Source organism: Cryptosporangium sp. NPDC048952 (assembly GCF_043197895.1).
Lineage (GTDB): Bacteria > Actinomycetota > Actinomycetes > Mycobacteriales > Cryptosporangiaceae > Cryptosporangium.
In genome coordinates this window covers 900109-916894 of the sequence record NZ_JBICTY010000001.1, presented here as the reverse complement: position 1 = coordinate 916894, position 16786 = coordinate 900109, and the positions used below count along the sequence as shown (strand labels likewise).

Below are 16786 nucleotides of genomic sequence, written 5' to 3'. Positions count from 1 at the left end.
TCACTCCGCCCGCATGCTAGCTGTACCTCGAAGAACTCATGTAAGAGCCAAAAGGGGCTCGGCCGCCAGGATTCGAACCCGGACAAGCGACACCAAAAGACGCTGTGCTGCCTATTACACCACGGCCGAATGCCTCTTGATTCTTCCACAGTCGCGTTCCGTGCGGCTCGCGATATCGCTCGCGCGGAAAGCTTGCCAAACCTACGGGGGCGTAGGTTACGCTTCCGTAGGCGTCGGTTACTTCGACGCTGTCCCTACCACTGGAGGAGACCTTGACTCCGACGTCCGCAACGGCCGCCGAGGCGACCGTTACCCAGGAGGCCCCCGAAGCCCCCAAGCGTTCGGGTCAGCGTCCGCTGATCTTCGGTCGCAAGGGCAACATCGAGATCGCGTTCCTGTGGTTCTTCGTCGTGGTGCCGTTCGTCGCGGTGCTCGCGGCGGTGCCGTGGGCGTGGGGCTGGGGCCTGACGTGGGTCGACGTCGCGATCTTCGCGGTGTTCTACGTCATCACCGGTTTCGGCGTGACGGTCGGCTTCCACCGTTACCTCACGCACGGCGCGTTCAAGGCCAAGCGCTGGATGCGGATCGCGCTGACGGTCGCCGGCACGATGTCGGTCGAGGGTGCGCCGATCCGCTGGGTCGCCGACCACCGGCGGCACCACCAGTACTCCGACCAGGAGGGTGACCCGCACTCGCCGTGGCGTTTCGGTGAGTCGACGAAGGGCCTGTTCAAGGGTCTGGTCTGGGCGCACGTCGGCTGGCTGTTCGAGCGCGACAACTCCAACGCCCGCCGGTTCGCTCCGGACCTGATCCGGGACCCCGACGTCCGACGCATCCAGAAGAACTTCGTGCCGATCATGCTGTTTTCGCTGCTCGGCCCCGCCGTCATCGGCGGTCTTGTCACCTGGTCGTGGTGGGGCGCGCTGACCGCGTACTTCTGGGCCGGTCTGGTGCGTATCGCGCTGGTGCACCACGTCACCTGGGCCGTGAACTCGGTCTGCCACGTCGTGGGTGAGCAGCCGTACCGCTCCAACGACAAGGCGCACAACTTCTGGCCGCTCGCGATCCTGAGCTTCGGCGAGTCGTGGCACAACTCGCACCACGCCGACCCGACGTGCGCTCGGCACGGCGTCGACAAGGGCCAGATCGACACGTCGGCCCGCCTGATCTGGCTGTTCGAGAAGGCCGGCTGGGTCTGGGACGTCCGCTGGCCCAAGCGCGCCCGCTTCGACGCCAAACGCACCGAACCCGTGGCCGAAGCCGCCTGATTCGCTCGTCGCAGCCCCCGCACCTCGGTGCGGGGGCTGTTGCTCTGGGGGCGGTCCGTACTAGTCGTTCGTCCGGGCTGACAGGATGTGTCATGTGACCGATCAGGAACGGCGGCCGTCGGGCCGCGGGGCCCGGGTCCGGATGACCGGCAAGGAGCGACGCGAGCAGCTGTTGACGATCGCCCGCAAGCTCTTCGCCGACCGCGGTTTCGAAGCGACGTCGATCGAGGAGATCGCCACCCGCGCCCACGTCAGCAAGCCGGTGGTCTACGAACACTTCGGCGGCAAGGAGGGCCTCTACGCGGTCGTCGTCGACCGCGAGATGCGGCACCTGCTCGAGACGATCACCAACGCGCTGAGCAGCACGCACCCCCGCATCCTGCTGGAGCAGGTGGCCCTCGCGCTGCTCACCTACATCGAGGACGAGACCGACGGCTTCCGCATCCTGGTCCGGGACTCCCCCGTGGCCACGTCAGCGGGCACGTTCTCCAGTCTGATCAGCGACATCGCCAGCCAGGCCGAGCACATCCTGGACGAGGAGTTCAAGCGGCGCGGCTACGAGAGCAAGCTCGCCGGCATCTACTCGCAGGCGCTGGTCGGCATGGTGGCGCTCACCGGCCAGTGGTGGCTCGAGGCGCGGAAGCCGAACAAGGAAGTCGTGGCCGCCCATCTGGTGAACCTCGCCTGGAACGGCCTGTCGAACCTGGAAGCGAAGCCCCGCCTGCGGGTTGCCGAGGACTGAACGCGCCAACGGCCGGCCTCTTCCGAGGCCGGCCGTTGGCGGTGGCGTTACTTGGCGGCGCCGAGCGCTTCCTCGGCCACCCTGCCCGCCGACTCTGGACGGCTGACCGGCTGCGAGCCCGAGACGCCGCTGTAGAGCGCCGCGGTGAACCAGAGCGTGCCGAGCAGGTACATCACGCAGACGTTGGTGACCGAGAACGCGAGGAAGTTGTCGCCGTTCCGGATCAGGACCAGGCCGACGGTTCCGACGACCCACACCGCGGGGCCGAGCACCGAGTTGACCTTCGCGTCGATGTTGCGGCCGGCCAGCGCGGCGAGCACCGCGATCGCGCCGACGACGATCCAGAACACACCGGCGGCCGGGTTGGCGGCCATCAGGCCCCAGACCTTCTCACCCTCGTTGTCGGTGAAGCCGTTGCCCGACGTCGTGGCCAGCGCCGTGGCGCCGAACGCGATGGACGCCGCACCGGTGACGATCGTCAGACCCCGGTACAGGCCACGTAGCGGATGGTCGACCGGTAGGTGGGACATTCGAGGGCCTCCCTGCTCAGGGCCGGACACGTTCGTCGGCCAGATTCTGCCCGATCTCATCGGCTGACCGTCGACCAGGTGTCGTCGATCCGGTGAATCCGTGCGGTGGATCACACGGATTCGGAGAGTTCCAACCACGTTTCTTCGGCGGCTTCCCGCTCAGCCTGCAAGCTTCGGAGCTCCGCGTCCAGTTCCGCCACCTTGGCGAAGTCGGTCGCGTTCTCGGCGAGGCGGTCGTGGAGCTTCTTCTCGCGCTCTTCGATCTTGGAGATCTGCCGCTCGAGCCGGCTCAATTCCTTCTTCGCCGCGCGCTGGTCGGCCGCGTTCGTCGTCGACTCGGTGGTTGTGGTTGTTGTCGTTGCGGGGCTCGCGCTGGGGCGACCGGAGCCGGAGCCAGCGGCCGCGCGGCGTTCGAGGTACTCGTCGATACCGCCGGTGAGCATCCGCAGCGCGCCGTCGCCGAGCAGCGCCCAGACCTGGTCGGTGACGCGTTCGACCAGGTAGCGGTCGTGGCTGACCACGACGAGCGTGCCCGGCCACGAGTCGAGCAGGTCCTCCAGCGCCTGGAGCGTGTCGATGTCGAGGTCGTTTGTCGGCTCGTCGAGCAGCAGGACGTTCGGTCCGGCCATCAGCAGGCGCAGCAGCTGCAGCCGCCGCCGCTCACCACCGGACAGGTCACCAACCGGCGTCCACTGCCGGGCGGACGAGAACCCGAACATCTCCGCCAGCTGCGAGGCCGTGAGGTCGCGGTCCCCCACTGTCAACCGCTGGGCGACCTCCTCGACGGCCTGGAGCACCCGGAGCGTCGGCGGCAGCTCGGTGACCTCCTGGGAGAGGTAGGCCGCCTTGACGGTCTTGCCGACCTTCACGTGCCCGCTGTCGGGGTGGTTCTGCTCGGCCAGCAGCCTCAGGAGCGTCGTCTTACCGGCGCCGTTGACGCCGACCAGCGCGAACCGGTCACCCGGACCGATACGCCAGGTGACACGGTTGAGGATCGTTCGGTCGCCGAAGCGGAGCGAGGCATCTTCGACGTCGTAGACCTGCTTGCCGATGCGGGTACCGGCCAGCCTCTTGAGCTGGACCGTGTCGCGCGGCTCCGGAATGTCCGCGATCAGGGCGTTCGCGGCCTCGATACGGAACTTCGGCTTGCTCGTGCGGGCCGGTGCGCCCCTTCGGAGCCACGCGAGCTCCTTGCGCATGAGGTTCTGTCGGCGTTCCTCCGCAGCCTGGGCTTGCCGCGAGCGCTCGGCCCTGGCCAGCACCCACGCGGCGTACCCGCCCTCGTACTGCTCGACGCGGCCCTCGGTGACCTCCCAGGTCCGCGTGCAGACCGCGTCCAGGAACCACCGGTCGTGGGTGACGACCAGCAGGCCGCCGCGCATCGTCTTGAGGTGCTCGGCCAGCCACGCGACGCCCTCGACGTCGAGGTGGTTGGTGGGCTCGTCGAGGACGAGCAGGTCGGTGCTCTGCACGAGGAGCGCCGCCAGCGCCACGCGGCGGCGTTCGCCACCGGACAGTTTCGCGACCGGGGAGTCGAGGCCGATCGAGTTGAGGCCGATGCCGTCCAGGACCGTGCGGATGCGCGAGTCGCCCGCCCACTCGTGTTCGGCGCCGAACGTGTCGCCGATGACGATGTCGCGCACGATCGCGTTGTCGGGGAACGAGACCGACTGGGTCAGATGCCCCAGTCGGAGGTCCCCGCGGAGGGTGACACGCCCGGAGTCCGGTTGCTCCTCCTTCGTGAGGATGCGCAGCAGCGTGGACTTGCCCGCTCCGTTGAGGCCGACGACGCCGATCCGCTCGGCCTCGCCCACCCCGAGCGACACCTGGTCGAGCAGGGTGCGGGTGCCGAGGCTGATGCTGACGTTCTCGAGGTTGACGAGGTTTGCCACTAGTTGGTCACCAGCTGTGCGCCGTCGACCGAGCCGAAGGCTGTAGTGGTTGGGTAGTTCTTCAGGTTTTCCGCCACTCGTCGGGCGTGCTCGGCATCGCGCACGAGGAAGGCGCAGGTGGGGCCCGAGCCGGACACGATGCCCTTGAGAGCACCGGCGGCTTCTCCGGCGTTGATCACTTCGTGCAATTCCGGGCGGAGGTTCAGCGTCGCTTCTTGGAGATCGTTGCAGAGGGCGTCGGCGAGGGCCTGGGGGTCGGGTTCGTCGAGGGCCTTGATGACGGCTGCGGGGTCGGACGCCTCGGTCGTTTTCCGTAGCCGGTCCGATTGGGCGTAAACCGCCGGGGTGGAGAGCCCTTCGTGGGCGGTCACGAACACCCAGTGCCGCTGGTACGGGTGGGTGAGCGGGGTCAGGTGCTCGCCGCGGCCGGTGCCCAGGGCGTCACCGCCGTGCAGGGCGAACGGCACGTCGGAGCCGAGTTGGGCGGCGAGTTCGTGCAGCTTCTCCGGCGGGGTGGCCAGGTGCCACAGGGCGTCGCCGGCGATCAACGCGGCGGCAGCGTCGGCGGACCCACCGGCCATCCCCCCGGCGACCGGAATGCCCTTGCGCAGTCTCACGGTGACGGCCGGCTCGATGTTGGCGTGCTCTGCCAGCAGTTTCAGCGCCCTGACCGCGAGGTTGCGCTCGTCGGTCGGGACGTTTTCGTCAGGGGATTCCAGGATCAGGCGGATGCCGGGCGGGCCGCACTCCAGCGTCAGCTCGTCGTAGAGCGACACGGCGTGGAACACGGTCGCCAGATCGTGGAAGTTGTCGTCGCGCAGCGGCCCGACACCCAGATGCAGATTGATCTTGGCCGGGACCCGTACGCGAACCGCGGAACGGGACGGAACGGTCAGCGGATACTCCTCCATCGAACGAGCGTGCGCACCCAGGCTACCGGTCTCCTCGCCAAGCCCCGTTCCGCGCTTGGCGCCGCGCGTTTTGCCAGGAAGCTGCTCGGTTCAAAGCGTTGCGCTCGACAGCTTCCTGGCAGTCCGGGGGCCTGTGGACGACGCCAGCGGTGTCGCCGGCGAAAGCGCCATCCTCGTGCGGTGCATATCGTCCCGTCCGCGCTGCGGAAGAAGGTGTTCCGGGGCTCGGAGGCGATCGAAGCCGGTCTGACGACCGTGGGATGTCTGCGCGGCAAGGCCTACCACCGGCTCTACCGCAACATCTACGCCGATGCCCAGCGCCCGCTCGACCATCGGCTGCGCTGCGAGGGCGCGCTGTTCCTGCTGCCGGACGGCTGCGTGTTGAGCGGACGCTCCGCCGCATGTGTCCGCGGGCTCCCGCTCGGCGAACCACACGATCCGGTGCTGGTCATCGCGCCGCCCGGCACCCGAGGCGGTGCCCCCGTGAAGGGAATCCGCATCCGACGGGCGGCTCTCCGGCCGGAGGAGATCCGCCCCGGCCGCTTCCTGACCACTGTTCCGCTACGGACGGCCTGGGAGATCGCCCGTGAGCAAGACATGGTCGACTCGGTGGCAGGTATCGACGTGCTGCTTCGACACCGGCACGTCCGAGCCGACGATCTCGCTGCGCTTGCGGAGGCGCATCCCAGGAGCCGGCCCGCCAGGGCGCTCCGACTGGCGGACGGTGGTGCGGAGTCTCCGCAGGAGTCGCGGCTCCGCGTCCGGGTGATCTTGGAGGGGTTTCCCCCGCCGGTAACGCAGTACGAGATGTATCGGGGTGGGCAGTTCGTGGCGCGGTTCGACCTCGCCTGGCCGGAACACAAGGTCGCCCTCGAGTACGACGGCATGTCTCATGCAGAAGGTGGGCGACTTCGGCGCGATCGGCGTCGCATGAACAAGCTCGCGGGCGGGGAGTGGAAGGTGTTCTACGCGACCGCCGCTGACCTGGCCGACGACGAGGCTTTCGCCGACCTTCTCGCCGAGCGTTTTGACAGGAAGACGCTCGGGCGTGGGGCCGGATCTGAGCAGCTTCCCGACAAGACGGGGCCCACCCCCGAAGGAGTGGGCCCCGCCTACTGTCGTGGTGCTAGATCAGCGTCACTTGACGCCGGTCACCGGCCACCAGCCCGCGCCACCGAACTTCACCGACGGCTTGCCGGCGAAGTACCAGGTGGTGTTGGACGGGCGGTACACCGCGCGGTCCGACTTGCCGTCGCCGTCGAAGTCGCCGGCCAGCGGAACGTCACCCTTGGCACCCCAGACCGCCGTACCGACACCCAGCGTGTACCAGGTGGAGTTCGACGGACGGAACACGGCGGGGTCGGTCTTGCCGTCACCGTTCCAGTCGCCACGGACCGGGAGGTCGCCCTTCATGCCGTAGACGACCTTGCCGGCGCCGTAGATGTACCAGGTGCCGTTCGACGGACGGAACACCGCGAACTCGTCCGAGCCGTCGCCGTCGTAGTCACCCGGAACCGGGATGTCGCCGGTCTGGCCCCACTGCTGGGTGTCGCCGTCCTTGACGTACCAGGTGCCGTTCGACGGACGCCACACGGCGATGTCCGTCATGCCGTCACCGTCGAAGTCACCGGACACCGGCATGTCGGTCGACTTGCCGAACCCAACGTCCGGGTTCCCGTCGGTCTTCCAGGTGTTGCCACTGACGACGGCCTTGTCGGCAGCAGCATCGTCGTCGAAGTTGCCGACGATGAGCTTGTCACCCGGCTTACCGAAGTTCTCCGGCTTGCCACCGTTCCAGTAGAACTGGCCGTCCTTGTAGCTGGCGATGTCGGTCTTGCCGTCGCCGTTGTAGTCGCCCCAGACGGAACCGTCGTGACCCGGCTCGGCAACGCCGCCCTTGACGGTCAGCTTCGCCTTCTGCGAGTACTCGACGTTGTTGGCCAAGTCCGAAATCTTGACCTGGACAACGGTGCCGTCGTCGGCCTTCTTCACGTCCTTCCACGTCCACGACGGTGTCGTCGCTCCGGGGACGTTGGTGAACGAGTTGTCCGCGCCGGTCTTGCTCCACTGCCACTGGTAGAGCAGGGCACCGTTGCCGCTGGCCGTGACGGAGAACGTGACGTCGTCGTGCTCGTCAGCGCTCTGGTCGGTCGGCTGCTTCGCGATGTTGATGACCGGCGGGGTCACCAGCAGCGTCGCCGGGTTGCTCGTGACCTTGCCGTTCGGGTTGGTCACCACGGCGTGGTACTGGAAGCCGTTGTATTCCAGCGGCGGGTGCTGAAGGGTCAGCGTCGCGCTGGTCGCGCCGGCGATGGGCTGCCAGGAGCCACCGTTGTTGGCGCTAGCCTCCCACTGGATCGTGGCATCCGGCTCGGCCGCGTAGCCGACCGTGAACGAGACCGGGCTCCCTGCGGAGACCGTCTTGTTCTGCGGCTGGCTGGTGATCTGCGGAGCACCCGCGAAGACCGTGATCTGGTAGGCCGCAGTCGGAGCCGCGGTCACGCCGTACTCGTTGCTGGCAACCACGCGGTACTGGTAGCCGGACTGCGCCAGGCTCGCCCGGAACGTGTAGTACGGACCGGTGGCGTCCGGGATGTTCGTCCAGGTCGGGTTCGGACCGGCACCGGCCCACTGCCACTGCAGGTACGGCGACGGGATGCCGCTCGGCGCTGCGTACAGCGTGACCATCTGGCCCGACGTAAACGTCGGACCGCCGGACAGCGAGGTCGGCGTCGCCGCGTTCGGCGCCGTCGACGGGACGGCCTGGGCGCTGGCCGCGTCCATGCCGTTCGTCGACATCGAACCGAAGTTCAGCTGGGTGGAGGCGGCGGTGACCATCAGCGGCTTGGCGTTCACCGGGATGTTCGGCGACCAGACCGCCGAACCCTGGTTGAACGCGGTGTCCGGCTGACCACCCGCGGTCAGGCGGACGATCTCCGGCATGTTGTTGTTGCAGGTCCGGTCGGCGGCCAGGTACACCAAACCGTTGGTGTCCTGTGTGATCTGCGGGAGACCGCTGACGCAGGACGCTGTGACCGGCGACGACACACCGTTGATACCGAACGTGGTGTTGTCGAGCCCCGAGTTGTCGTTCTTCAGCCGGGCGATGAAGTAGCTCGTGGCAGTCCGGCCGGAGACCAGGTAGGTCGGCGTCGTCGTGCTACCGACTTGCTGGATGTCGCCGATCTGCTCGTACGACCAACCTGCGTTGTCGGCGTACGCCTCGATGTACCCGCCCGACGTGCCCGTGAGTGCGGCGCCCGTGTTCGGGATGTCGATGACCGCAGACTGTGTGTCGTTGGTGGTATTCGCCTCGGGGGGCAGAGTCGCCGCCACCAGGATGTGACTCGCGTTAGTGGTGTCCGTGCTGGAGCGCAGACCGATGCCGCCGATTGAGGTCGCGTTGACACCCGAGAGCGCTACCGGCCAGACACCACCGGCACTGGTGCCGTTGAACGTCGCGTCGAGGATGCCACCGCTGGTGACCCGCATGATCCAGGCACCGGTCGACGAAGCGCCGGTGGCCTGCCCGTTCAGGCCGATCACGATGGCCGATCCCTGCAGCTTGGCGTCGACGATCGAGAACGTCGAACCGCTCGGCAGACCGGTAGCGAGCGTGCCGAGCCCGGCGGTGCCGTACGTCGCCGCCAAGCCAGAGGCGACGACGTAAGCCGCCACGTAGACGTTCAGGTCTTTCTGCGCGACTACGTACAGGTTGGTGCCGTCGGTGAGGAGCTTGCTCACCGTGGAACCGTTTGGAAGAGTCGTCAGCGACAGTTTTCCGCTGCTGCCCCAGGTGTTGTCGGGGCGGCCCGCGGAATCGAATCGGGTCACGTACGCCACCGGCGGCGTCACCCCGGACTTCACCTGCGACAGAACGTAGCGGTTGCCACCGGTGACCTTGGCATCGACGCCGACCGCGTTGCCCAGGCCGGCCATTGCAACGCCCTTGGGCGCACCGTTCAGACCACCGTAGGACGGGTCAAGGACGAACGCGGGCGCCGCAGCGGAAGCGGGCAGCGGACCACCGAGCATCGCCGCGACCGTGCCCACGCCCGCCGCGGCCGCTACGAGCGGCTTCGTGCGACGGGTGGCACGGCGTGCGTGTTCCCCCATGCTGTTTCCCCCAATGTGTGTAACCCCCTCCCGACGGTGATCGGGAGTTCTCACCGCACGCTAGCACTATCCGGACAAATGTGACTTATCGGATTCTCACGCCACGCAAATAGGTCTACAGATCTGGATAGAGCGAGCAGATATCGCGTAAATCAACGCCGTTAACGCTTTCGGCCGCCAAGCCCGACGAAAGTCGAGCCTGGCGGCCGAGTCCACAGTGGTGAACTACAGAAGATTCACCGTGAGCAGCGAAGACGACGACGTCGCCGACTCGCTGCCGTTCGTCGCCACCGCCCGGTAGCGGTACCCGTTACGCAGCGACGTCAGCGCCGACAACGTCAGCGCGTTGGACGTCGCCCCCGACACCCCCGACCCGTTCGTCAGGTTCGTCCACGTCGATCCGACGGTCGGCGCCAGCGACTGCCACTGCACCGACGGCGCCGGCTCCCCCGACGCGTTCACCGACAAAGTCACCGTCCCGTTCAGCGCCGACGTCACCGCCGACACGGGGTTCGTGATCGACAGCGGCGTTCCGGCCACCGTCAACGTCGCCGAGTCGGACACCGCCGGTGTGTCGACCCCGTTCGTCGCCACCACCCGGTACCGGTTGCCGTTCTGGTTCTTGGTCAGCCCGGTGAGGGTCAGGGTGGCCAACCCACCCACCTGTGCCGCCAGAGCGCCCGAACCGGTGGACACGTTCGCCCATCGCGCACCCGAAGTGGGCTCCAACACCTGCCACCGAGCGGTCGGCAGCGGGTCGCCCGAGACGTTCGCGGTGAACGTGGCCGCGCCCAGCAGAGCGGTCTGCGCCGAAGGGTTCGACACATCCGCCACCGTGCCGGAGATCAGCTGCGCCGAGTCCGACACGACCTGCCCGACCGCGTTCTTCACGACCGCCCGGTACCGGGAGCCGTTCAGCGCCGAGGTCACACCGGAAAGCGGCAGTGTGGCCACACCCCCGGAAACAGTGCCCTGACCCACCAGGTCCTCCCACTGCGCCCCGGCAGCCGGACTCCGCCGCTGCCAGGTCACGGTCGGCACCGGGTCACCCGTCACGTTCACGGCGAGCGTCCCCGCGCCGGAGGCGACAGTGACGTCCAACGGATTCGTCACGGTCGGCAGCACGCCGGCCACCAGCTGCGAAGAATCCGAGACCACCGTGTCGACCGCGTTGCGCGCCACAGCCCGGAACCGCGCCCCGCTCAGCGCCGGAGTCAGCGCGGAGACAGGCAGCGTGGAGGTCAAACCACCGACCCCGTTCGACACCGTCGTGCCGACCCCGGTCAGGTCCTCCCACACCGCCCCAGCGGTCGGCAGCTTGCGCTGCCACGTCACCACGGGCGCCGGGTCGCCGGTCACGTTCACCGACAGGTTGACGCCACCGAGCAGCGAAATCTTGTCCAGCGGGTCGGTGATCGTCGGCTTGGAACCGACCACCGTGACCGTAGTCGCCGCCGATTCGGCCGACTCGCCGAAGTTGTTCGACGCCACGACCCGGTACTGCGCACCGGTGTCGGCCGTGGTCAGACCCGTCAGCTTGGCGGTCGCGACCCCGTTGTTCAGGCTCGTGGCGGACGAGATCACGTCGGTCCACAGAACTCCCGAACGCCGCTGCCACTTCACAGTGGGAACCGGATTTCCGGCAATGTTCGACGTCAGCGTCGCGCTTCCGTTCACAGCGCTCTGGTCCGCCGGCGTGGTCACTGTCGGCTTCACCCCGACGTCGACCTTGATCGCATCGGAGATGTCGACGCCGACCGCGTTCGACGCGACCAGCCGGTAGGAGTTCTTCGCGATGTCCGCGGTCAAGTTCGCCAGCGTGAGCGTCGCCGTACGCGCGCCGGACACACCCGCGCCGTTGGTCAGCGAGGTCCACCTCGATCCCAACAGCGCCGGACGAAGCACCTGCCAGCTGTACGAAATCGGCGCCAGGCCGGCCACCGTGCCGCCGGTGAGATGGGCGGTGCCGCCCGCGACCACGCGCGGCTCGACCTGCCCCACGCCGACGATGGTCGGCGGATCCCCCACCGCGACGCCGACCTCGTCGGACGTCGCCGCGCCGCCCCCGAGCGAGCTGGACACCTCGACTTTCAGCCCGATGGCGTTGAGCACCGGGGTGACGGTCTTGAGCTTCAGCGTGCTGGTATCTCCACCGGTGTAGCCGATGTTGAGGATCTCGGCGGACGGCAGGGCCTTGACCCAGATGCCGGTGCCCTTGATCAGCTCGTAGAACCACTGGTAGTTGAGCGTGCCATTGTCCGTGGACGTGGCGTTCACGCTCAACTCGATGTCACTGCCGGTCGGCCCCGCTTCGACGACGGGCTGGGCGGTGATGGTGGGCGTTGCCGCGAACGCCGGCGCCGGTACGCCGACCAGCGCCACCACGGTGGCGACTCCGGCGACGAACGCGAGCGGTCTGAGACGGCCGTGTACGTACATGCTTCCCCCCAAAAGCTGTCGAGCACTGCCGGGGAGATTATCACTGTATGCTTTTCTAAATCCCATTCGCCCTATTAGCCGGAGGACCCCGCCCGAGACTCCGCCCGGAAGCTCGCCACCCGCGCAAACGTGCCCACGTCGAGCGTCTCCCCCCGCGCCGTCGGATCGACACCGGCCGCGCGCAGCGCCTCCTCGGCGAGAACCGCACTCCCCGCCCATCCCGCCAGCGCAGCCCGCAGCGTCTTGCGCCGCTGCGCGAACGCCGCGTCGATCACCGCGAAAGTGTCCTTCCGTGAACCAGCGGGCGGATCCCGCCGCACCAGTTTCACGAGCCCCGAATCCACATTGGGAACCGGCCAGAACACCGATCGCGGCACCGACCCCGCCCTGGATACCGCGCAGTACCAGGCGGCCTTGGCGCTCGGGACCCCGTACGTGCGCGACCCGGGCGGCGCCGCCAGTCGATCCGCGACCTCCGCCTGCACCATCACCAGGGCGGTCCGCAGCGTCGGCACCGTCTCCAGCAGGTGCAACACGACCGGCACCGCCACGTTGTACGGCAAATTCGCCACGAGCGCGGTCGGCCCGCCACCGAGCGCCGCCACGCCGCCCGCAGCCGGGTCGCGCACCGCCGCCGGCAACGCGGCAGCGAGCGTCGCCGCATCCACCCTCATCGCGTCGGCCTGCACCACGGAAAGCCGGGACGCCCGCGCGGACAACTGAGAAGCCACCGTAGAAGGCAAAGCAGAAGCGAGTACCGGATCGATCTCCACCGCCACCACCGACCCGGCGGACCCGAGCAGCCCCAACGTCAGCGACCCCAGCCCCGGGCCCACCTCCAACACGACATCGTCCGGACCGACTTCAGCGGTCCGGACGATGCGTCGAATCGTGTTCGGGTCGTGCAGGAAGTTCTGCCCCAACGTCTTCGTGGGACGAACCCCTAGGCGCGCAGCCAGCGCACGGATCTCGGCCGGGCCGAGCAGCCCGTCGTCACTAGACACACGGGTAACTCTAGGAGAAGAGCCGCGACCCGCAGACCGGCCACTGCCCCGCACCCGCAGCCTTGTACAGCATCTGCGCGCGCATCGTCTGCTCCGACGCCGAGGCCTGCGACGGCAGCCCGGAGCCGCCCATCCGCTGCCACGTGCCCACGCTGAACTGGTACAGCCCGTGATAGGTGCCGTTCGGGGACACCGCACCCGGCCGCCCTCCGGACTCGCACTTCGCCAGCGCGGCCCAGTTCAGCCCGGTACCGCCCGGTACGTACGAGGACACGACCTTCTTCGTCCCTTTCGCCACCACTGTCGTCTTCGCGGCGGTGACCACGGTCTTCGACAACACCTGCTTCGTGGTGACCTTGCCGTCGGTGTAGGTGTACCGAACGACCTGCTGCGCCCGCCCGGAGCGCCCCTGCGAGAGCACCCGCGTCGTGCCGACCGTCAGGCTCGAGTCCTTACGCGTCTGCACCGGCGCCTTGATCGTGAGGTTCTCGGTCGCCGTCTTCGTCGCGATCCGCTGCACGGTGACGTGCTGCTCAGCCACCAACTGCGTCACCGCCGTCGGCGTCACCCGGTCGTCCGCGTCGACCTCCACACCCTGCTCTGCGAGCAGTTCTTGAACGGTCCCCGCGTAGGTGGTTGCGGTGGTCGTCCGACCGTCCGCCTTCACCGACACCTGCTTCTTCGTATCGACGTCGAGCCTCGCGCCATCGAGGGGAAGGCGCGAATGGCGAGATGCCGACAGCTTGACGTCCCGGCGCCCCATACTCAGTTCGTTGAGGGCGTCGTCCACGGTCGGTGCGGTGACCCACACTTCCCGGGTGGTGCCGTCGACGGTGACGCGCAACTTCCGCGCCCGGTCGACCTCGATCGTGTCGCCCTTGCGGACCTCGGCGTCGACGGCCGGAATGACTTCGTCCCGCTCACCGACCTTCACGTCGGCGGAGGCGAGCACTCCGCGGACGTCGTCCGCGTGGGTGTGCACCGTCCGCTCTTCTCCGTCAACACGGAGGGTGACTGCGCGATCGGTGGCTACCCAGGCACCTCCTCCGGCCAGTAACGCCGCGACAGAGGCGATCTTGATTCCTGTAGCTACTTTTTTCGCGCGTGGCGAGCCGTACTGCACCCGACTCCAGACCTCTCAGGACCCGGGCAGGACGGTCGTGCGATCGTGCGGTCCATCCCGGCTGTTTGGGGCGCTCGGCCTACGCCGGGCGACCCGATGGGCCAACATACGTGGCGTTTCACCACGCTGCTACCCGGTGGACACCTCGCATTCACGACATCCAGGACTCCTCACGTCCGATTTGTAGCTCGCTGCCGCAACGTTTCCGTGGTCTTCCTCACGCCGATTTCACATCCGGATCAGGCCACAGCGATCAGATGCACTCGATCGTCGAGTGCGCACCATCGCTTGTCTCCGGTCAGCACGCGGTCGGCCTGGAGCACTTCCGCGGTCGCCAACACCAGCGCATCCGGCAACCGCAAGGCCGAATGCCGAGCACGGCGAGTAGCCGCCGCGACCGCAATTTTCTCGTCGATCGGCTCTGGAGGACCGAATGTCGCGATGGTCAGCTCACGCCCGTGCCGGAGTTCGCGGACGTTTCGCCGCGCCGGGCGGACGAGCACCTCGGCCAGCACACTCATCAGCACGATGAACTCGTGACCGGCATCCCTTCCGCCCCGCGTTGCGCTCACGGCAGGTAGATGCAGCGCGTCGGTCGAGTTGAGCGCGGCGGGAACCACGCTGGCGTCGAAGAGTAAACGGAGCATCAGCGGCCGTCTTCGATCCACGGGCCGCGCAGCTTTTCCAGATCGGTCTCCGCTGACAAACCCGGGTACGAGCCGATGAATTGCTCCAACGCGGCGCGCCGACGCTTACGGGACACCGGGATGCCATAGCGGTTGGTGCGAGCACGCCAGTGCCATCGCCACCAGTTGCGAAGTTTCATGAGCGAAGGGTGACGCTTGTTCTACTGGGTGGGCAAACGGCTATCCACAGGCGACCAAGGGTGGGTTCAGCCGGGCAAAGCCCTCCTGGCGGTGGTAGGGGAAGTACGGGTAGGGCGCCGTCCGAGAGCTGGCCGCATCGAGGCGTCCCACCTGCTCGGGCGTCAAGACCCACCCCACCGCGCCGAGGTTGTCGCGGAGCTGCTCCTCGGTGCGCGCCCCGATGATCACCGACGACACCGTCGGGCGGCCCAGCAGCCAGTTGAGGGCGATCTGGGGCACGCTCCGGCCGGTCTCGGCCGCGACCTCGTCCAGCACGTCGACGACGCGGTAGACGTCCTCGTCGGCGACCGGCGGGCCGAACGACGCGGTGTCGTGCAACCGACTCCCGGACGGCACCGGTGCGCCCCGCCGGATCCGCCCCGTCAGCCGGCCCCACCCGAGCGGGCTCCACACCGTCGCGCCGACTCCCTGATCGGCGGCCAACGGCATCAGTTCCCACTCGTAGTCGCGACCCACCAGCGAGTAATAGACCTGGTGGACGACGTACCGCGGCCAGCCGTGCCGGTCGGCGACCGCGAGCGACTTCATCAGCTCCCAACCGGCGAAGTTGGACACTCCGACGTAGCGGATCTTGCCCGCACGGACCAGTTCGTCGAGCGTCGCGAGCACCTCCTCGATCGGGGTGCGCGCGTCGAAAGCGTGCAGGTGGAAAACGTCGATGACGTCCGTGCCGAGGCGTCGGAGTGCGGCCTCACAGGCTTCGATCAGCCGTCGACGTGAGGTGCCGGCCTCGTTCGGTCCGCCGCCGGTCGGCAGGCCGGTTTTCGTCGAGAGGAGTACCGCGTCGCGGCGGCCCTTGATCGCCGCGCCGAGCACCTCCTCCGAGGCGCCGTCGGAGTAGACGTCGGCGGTGTCGAACATCGTGACGCCCGCGTCGAGGCAGATGTCGACCAGGCGTCGGGCCTCCTGGACGTCGGTGCTGCCCCACGCGCCGAACAGTGGGCCGCGGCCGCCGAACGTTCCGGCGCCGAAGCTCAGCGCGGGGACGTCGAGTCCGGACGCACCGAGTCGTCGATAGTCCATGACCAACCCCTAAATGGCACTAGAGTTCCGTTAGCGGTTAGGAAGTTACCACGCTAATGGGACTGGGGTGCCGTTAATGGCTGAGAGGCCGGGAGGACGCACGGCTCGGGTGCGTGCCGACGTGCTGCGCGCGGCGGAGGACGCGCTGATCGAGAAGGGGTTCGCCGGGCTCGACCTGGCGGACGTCGCGCGGCGCGCGGTCGTCGGGAAGACCACCGTGTACCGGCGGTGGAAGACGGTGCCGGCGTTGGTCGCCGACCTGTTGGCGGACATGGCCGAGCAGTCGCTGCCGCGCACGGACACCGGCTCACTCGCCGACGACCTGCGGGCGAACGCCCGGCTCGTCCAGCGCACGCTGACCGACCCGCGCCAGGGGCCGCTGTTCCGGGCGTTTCTTGCGGCCGCCCTCACCGATTCCGAGACGGCAGCGGCCCTGAACCGCTTCTACGCGGTCCGCGTCGCCGAGTGGGCCCCCTGCGTCGCCGACGCCATCACCCGCGGCGACCTACCCGCCGACACCGCCCCCGATGAGGTGATCCGCGCCGTCTCAGCCCCCCTCTACTACCGCCTCCTCACCGGCGATCCCCCCACCTTGGAAACCGCCGACACCGCCGCCGCAGCCGCCATAGCCGCCGCCCGCGCCGGCGCCTACGCCGTCGCCCCTAAAATCCCGCAGCGTTGACGCGCAGCGCGCAGCGCGCGGGGCGCAGCGCGCGGGGCGCAGCGCGCGGGGCGCAGCGCGCGGGGCGCAGCGCGCGGGGCGCAGCGCGCGGGGCGCAGCGCGCGGGGCGCGGGGCGCGGGGCGCGGGGCGCAGCGCGCGGGGCGCGGGGCGCAGCGCGCGGGGCGCGGG

13 protein-coding genes and 1 tRNA gene are annotated in these 16786 nt (G+C 68.5%); 3 read left to right on the top strand and 11 right to left on the bottom strand.

What is annotated here, in order from left to right:
• Window positions 1-57: 57 nt before the first annotated feature.
• Window positions 58-129, bottom strand: a tRNA-Gln gene (locus ACGFY5_RS04310).
• Window positions 130-272: 143 nt separating this feature from the next.
• Here ACGFY5_RS04310 and ACGFY5_RS04305 point away from each other — a divergent pair.
• The gene (locus ACGFY5_RS04305; RefSeq protein ID WP_392717172.1) at window positions 273-1268 is read left to right on the top strand and encodes an acyl-CoA desaturase; all 996 of its coding nucleotides are present in this window, start codon (window positions 273-275) and stop codon (window positions 1266-1268) included.
• A 142-nt stretch (window positions 1269-1410) separates the two neighbouring features.
• Complete coding sequence (locus ACGFY5_RS04300; RefSeq protein WP_392718645.1) at window positions 1411-2010, top strand: TetR family transcriptional regulator; 600 nt, start codon at window positions 1411-1413, stop codon at window positions 2008-2010.
• Between the two features lie 47 nt (window positions 2011-2057).
• Here the strand turns inward: ACGFY5_RS04300 and ACGFY5_RS04295 are convergent, their stop codons facing one another.
• The 10 genes from ACGFY5_RS04295 to ACGFY5_RS04250 all read right to left on the bottom strand — a co-directional run bounded on the left by ACGFY5_RS04295 (window position 2058) and on the right by ACGFY5_RS04250 (window position 15935).
• Window positions 2058-2540 carry a hypothetical protein gene (locus tag ACGFY5_RS04295; protein ID WP_392717170.1) on the bottom strand — a complete coding sequence of 161 codons (483 nt, stop codon included), beginning with the start codon at window positions 2538-2540 and terminating at the stop codon, window positions 2058-2060.
• A gap of 110 nt (window positions 2541-2650) precedes the next feature.
• On the bottom strand, window positions 2651-4432 hold the full coding sequence (locus ACGFY5_RS04290; protein WP_392717168.1) for an ABC-F family ATP-binding cassette domain-containing protein: 1782 nt from the start codon (window positions 4430-4432) through the stop codon (window positions 2651-2653).
• The gene (locus ACGFY5_RS04285) at window positions 4432-5343 is read right to left on the bottom strand and encodes a 4-(cytidine 5'-diphospho)-2-C-methyl-D-erythritol kinase (protein WP_392717166.1); all 912 of its coding nucleotides are present in this window, start codon (window positions 5341-5343) and stop codon (window positions 4432-4434) included. The genes ACGFY5_RS04290 and ACGFY5_RS04285 overlap by 1 nt, the downstream gene beginning before the upstream one ends.
• A gap of 1137 nt (window positions 5344-6480) precedes the next feature.
• Window positions 6481-9459, bottom strand: coding sequence for a hypothetical protein (locus ACGFY5_RS04280; protein ID WP_392717164.1), 2979 nt, complete (start codon window positions 9457-9459; stop codon window positions 6481-6483).
• 225 nt (window positions 9460-9684) lie between these two features.
• Window positions 9685-11898 carry a hypothetical protein gene (locus ACGFY5_RS04275; RefSeq protein WP_392717162.1) on the bottom strand — a complete coding sequence of 738 codons (2214 nt, stop codon included), beginning with the start codon at window positions 11896-11898 and terminating at the stop codon, window positions 9685-9687.
• 74 nt (window positions 11899-11972) lie between these two features.
• Window positions 11973-12902, bottom strand: a complete 930-nt coding sequence (rsmA, locus tag ACGFY5_RS04270) for a 16S rRNA (adenine(1518)-N(6)/adenine(1519)-N(6))-dimethyltransferase RsmA (protein ID WP_392717160.1) — start codon at window positions 12900-12902, stop codon at window positions 11973-11975.
• A gap of 10 nt (window positions 12903-12912) precedes the next feature.
• Window positions 12913-14025 carry a ubiquitin-like domain-containing protein gene (locus ACGFY5_RS04265; RefSeq protein ID WP_392717158.1) on the bottom strand — a complete coding sequence of 371 codons (1113 nt, stop codon included), beginning with the start codon at window positions 14023-14025 and terminating at the stop codon, window positions 12913-12915.
• Between the two features lie 239 nt (window positions 14026-14264).
• Window positions 14265-14672 (bottom strand): type II toxin-antitoxin system VapC family toxin, encoded by a 408-nt coding sequence (locus ACGFY5_RS04260; protein ID WP_392717156.1) that lies wholly within the window; start codon window positions 14670-14672, stop codon window positions 14265-14267.
• Window positions 14672-14851 carry a hypothetical protein gene (locus ACGFY5_RS04255; protein ID WP_392717154.1) on the bottom strand — a complete coding sequence of 60 codons (180 nt, stop codon included), beginning with the start codon at window positions 14849-14851 and terminating at the stop codon, window positions 14672-14674. Before ACGFY5_RS04255 ends, ACGFY5_RS04260 begins: the two co-directional genes overlap by 1 nt.
• Before the next feature lie 40 nt (window positions 14852-14891).
• Window positions 14892-15935 (bottom strand): aldo/keto reductase, encoded by a 1044-nt coding sequence (locus tag ACGFY5_RS04250; RefSeq protein ID WP_392717152.1) that lies wholly within the window; start codon window positions 15933-15935, stop codon window positions 14892-14894.
• A 76-nt stretch (window positions 15936-16011) separates the two neighbouring features.
• Between ACGFY5_RS04250 and ACGFY5_RS04245 the strand changes: the two genes are divergently transcribed.
• A complete protein-coding gene (locus ACGFY5_RS04245; RefSeq protein ID WP_392717150.1) occupies window positions 16012-16617 on the top strand; it encodes a TetR/AcrR family transcriptional regulator in 606 nt (201 codons plus the stop codon).
• Window positions 16618-16786: the final 169 nt, after the last annotated feature.

Bases quoted from the DNA above. Each gene is read 5' to 3' on its own strand.
- ACGFY5_RS04260 (WP_392717156.1), bottom strand. From the start codon at position 14,672: ATGCTCCGTTTACTCTTCGACGCCAGCGTGGTTCCCGCCGCGCTCAAC.
- ACGFY5_RS04295 (WP_392717170.1), bottom strand. From the start codon at position 2,540: ATGTCCCACCTACCGGTCGACCATCCGCTACGTGGCCTGTACCGGGGT.
- ACGFY5_RS04255 (WP_392717154.1), bottom strand. From the start codon at position 14,851: ATGAAACTTCGCAACTGGTGGCGATGGCACTGGCGTGCTCGCACCAAC.
- ACGFY5_RS04280 (WP_392717164.1), bottom strand. From the start codon at position 9,459: ATGGGGGAACACGCACGCCGTGCCACCCGTCGCACGAAGCCGCTCGTA.
- ACGFY5_RS04300 (WP_392718645.1), top strand. From the start codon at position 1,411: ATGACCGGCAAGGAGCGACGCGAGCAGCTGTTGACGATCGCCCGCAAG.
- ACGFY5_RS04250 (WP_392717152.1), bottom strand. From the start codon at position 15,935: ATGGACTATCGACGACTCGGTGCGTCCGGACTCGACGTCCCCGCGCTG.
- ACGFY5_RS04245 (WP_392717150.1), top strand. From the start codon at position 16,012: ATGGCTGAGAGGCCGGGAGGACGCACGGCTCGGGTGCGTGCCGACGTG.
- ACGFY5_RS04275 (WP_392717162.1), bottom strand. From the start codon at position 11,898: ATGTACGTACACGGCCGTCTCAGACCGCTCGCGTTCGTCGCCGGAGTC.
- ACGFY5_RS04285 (WP_392717166.1), bottom strand. From the start codon at position 5,343: ATGGAGGAGTATCCGCTGACCGTTCCGTCCCGTTCCGCGGTTCGCGTA.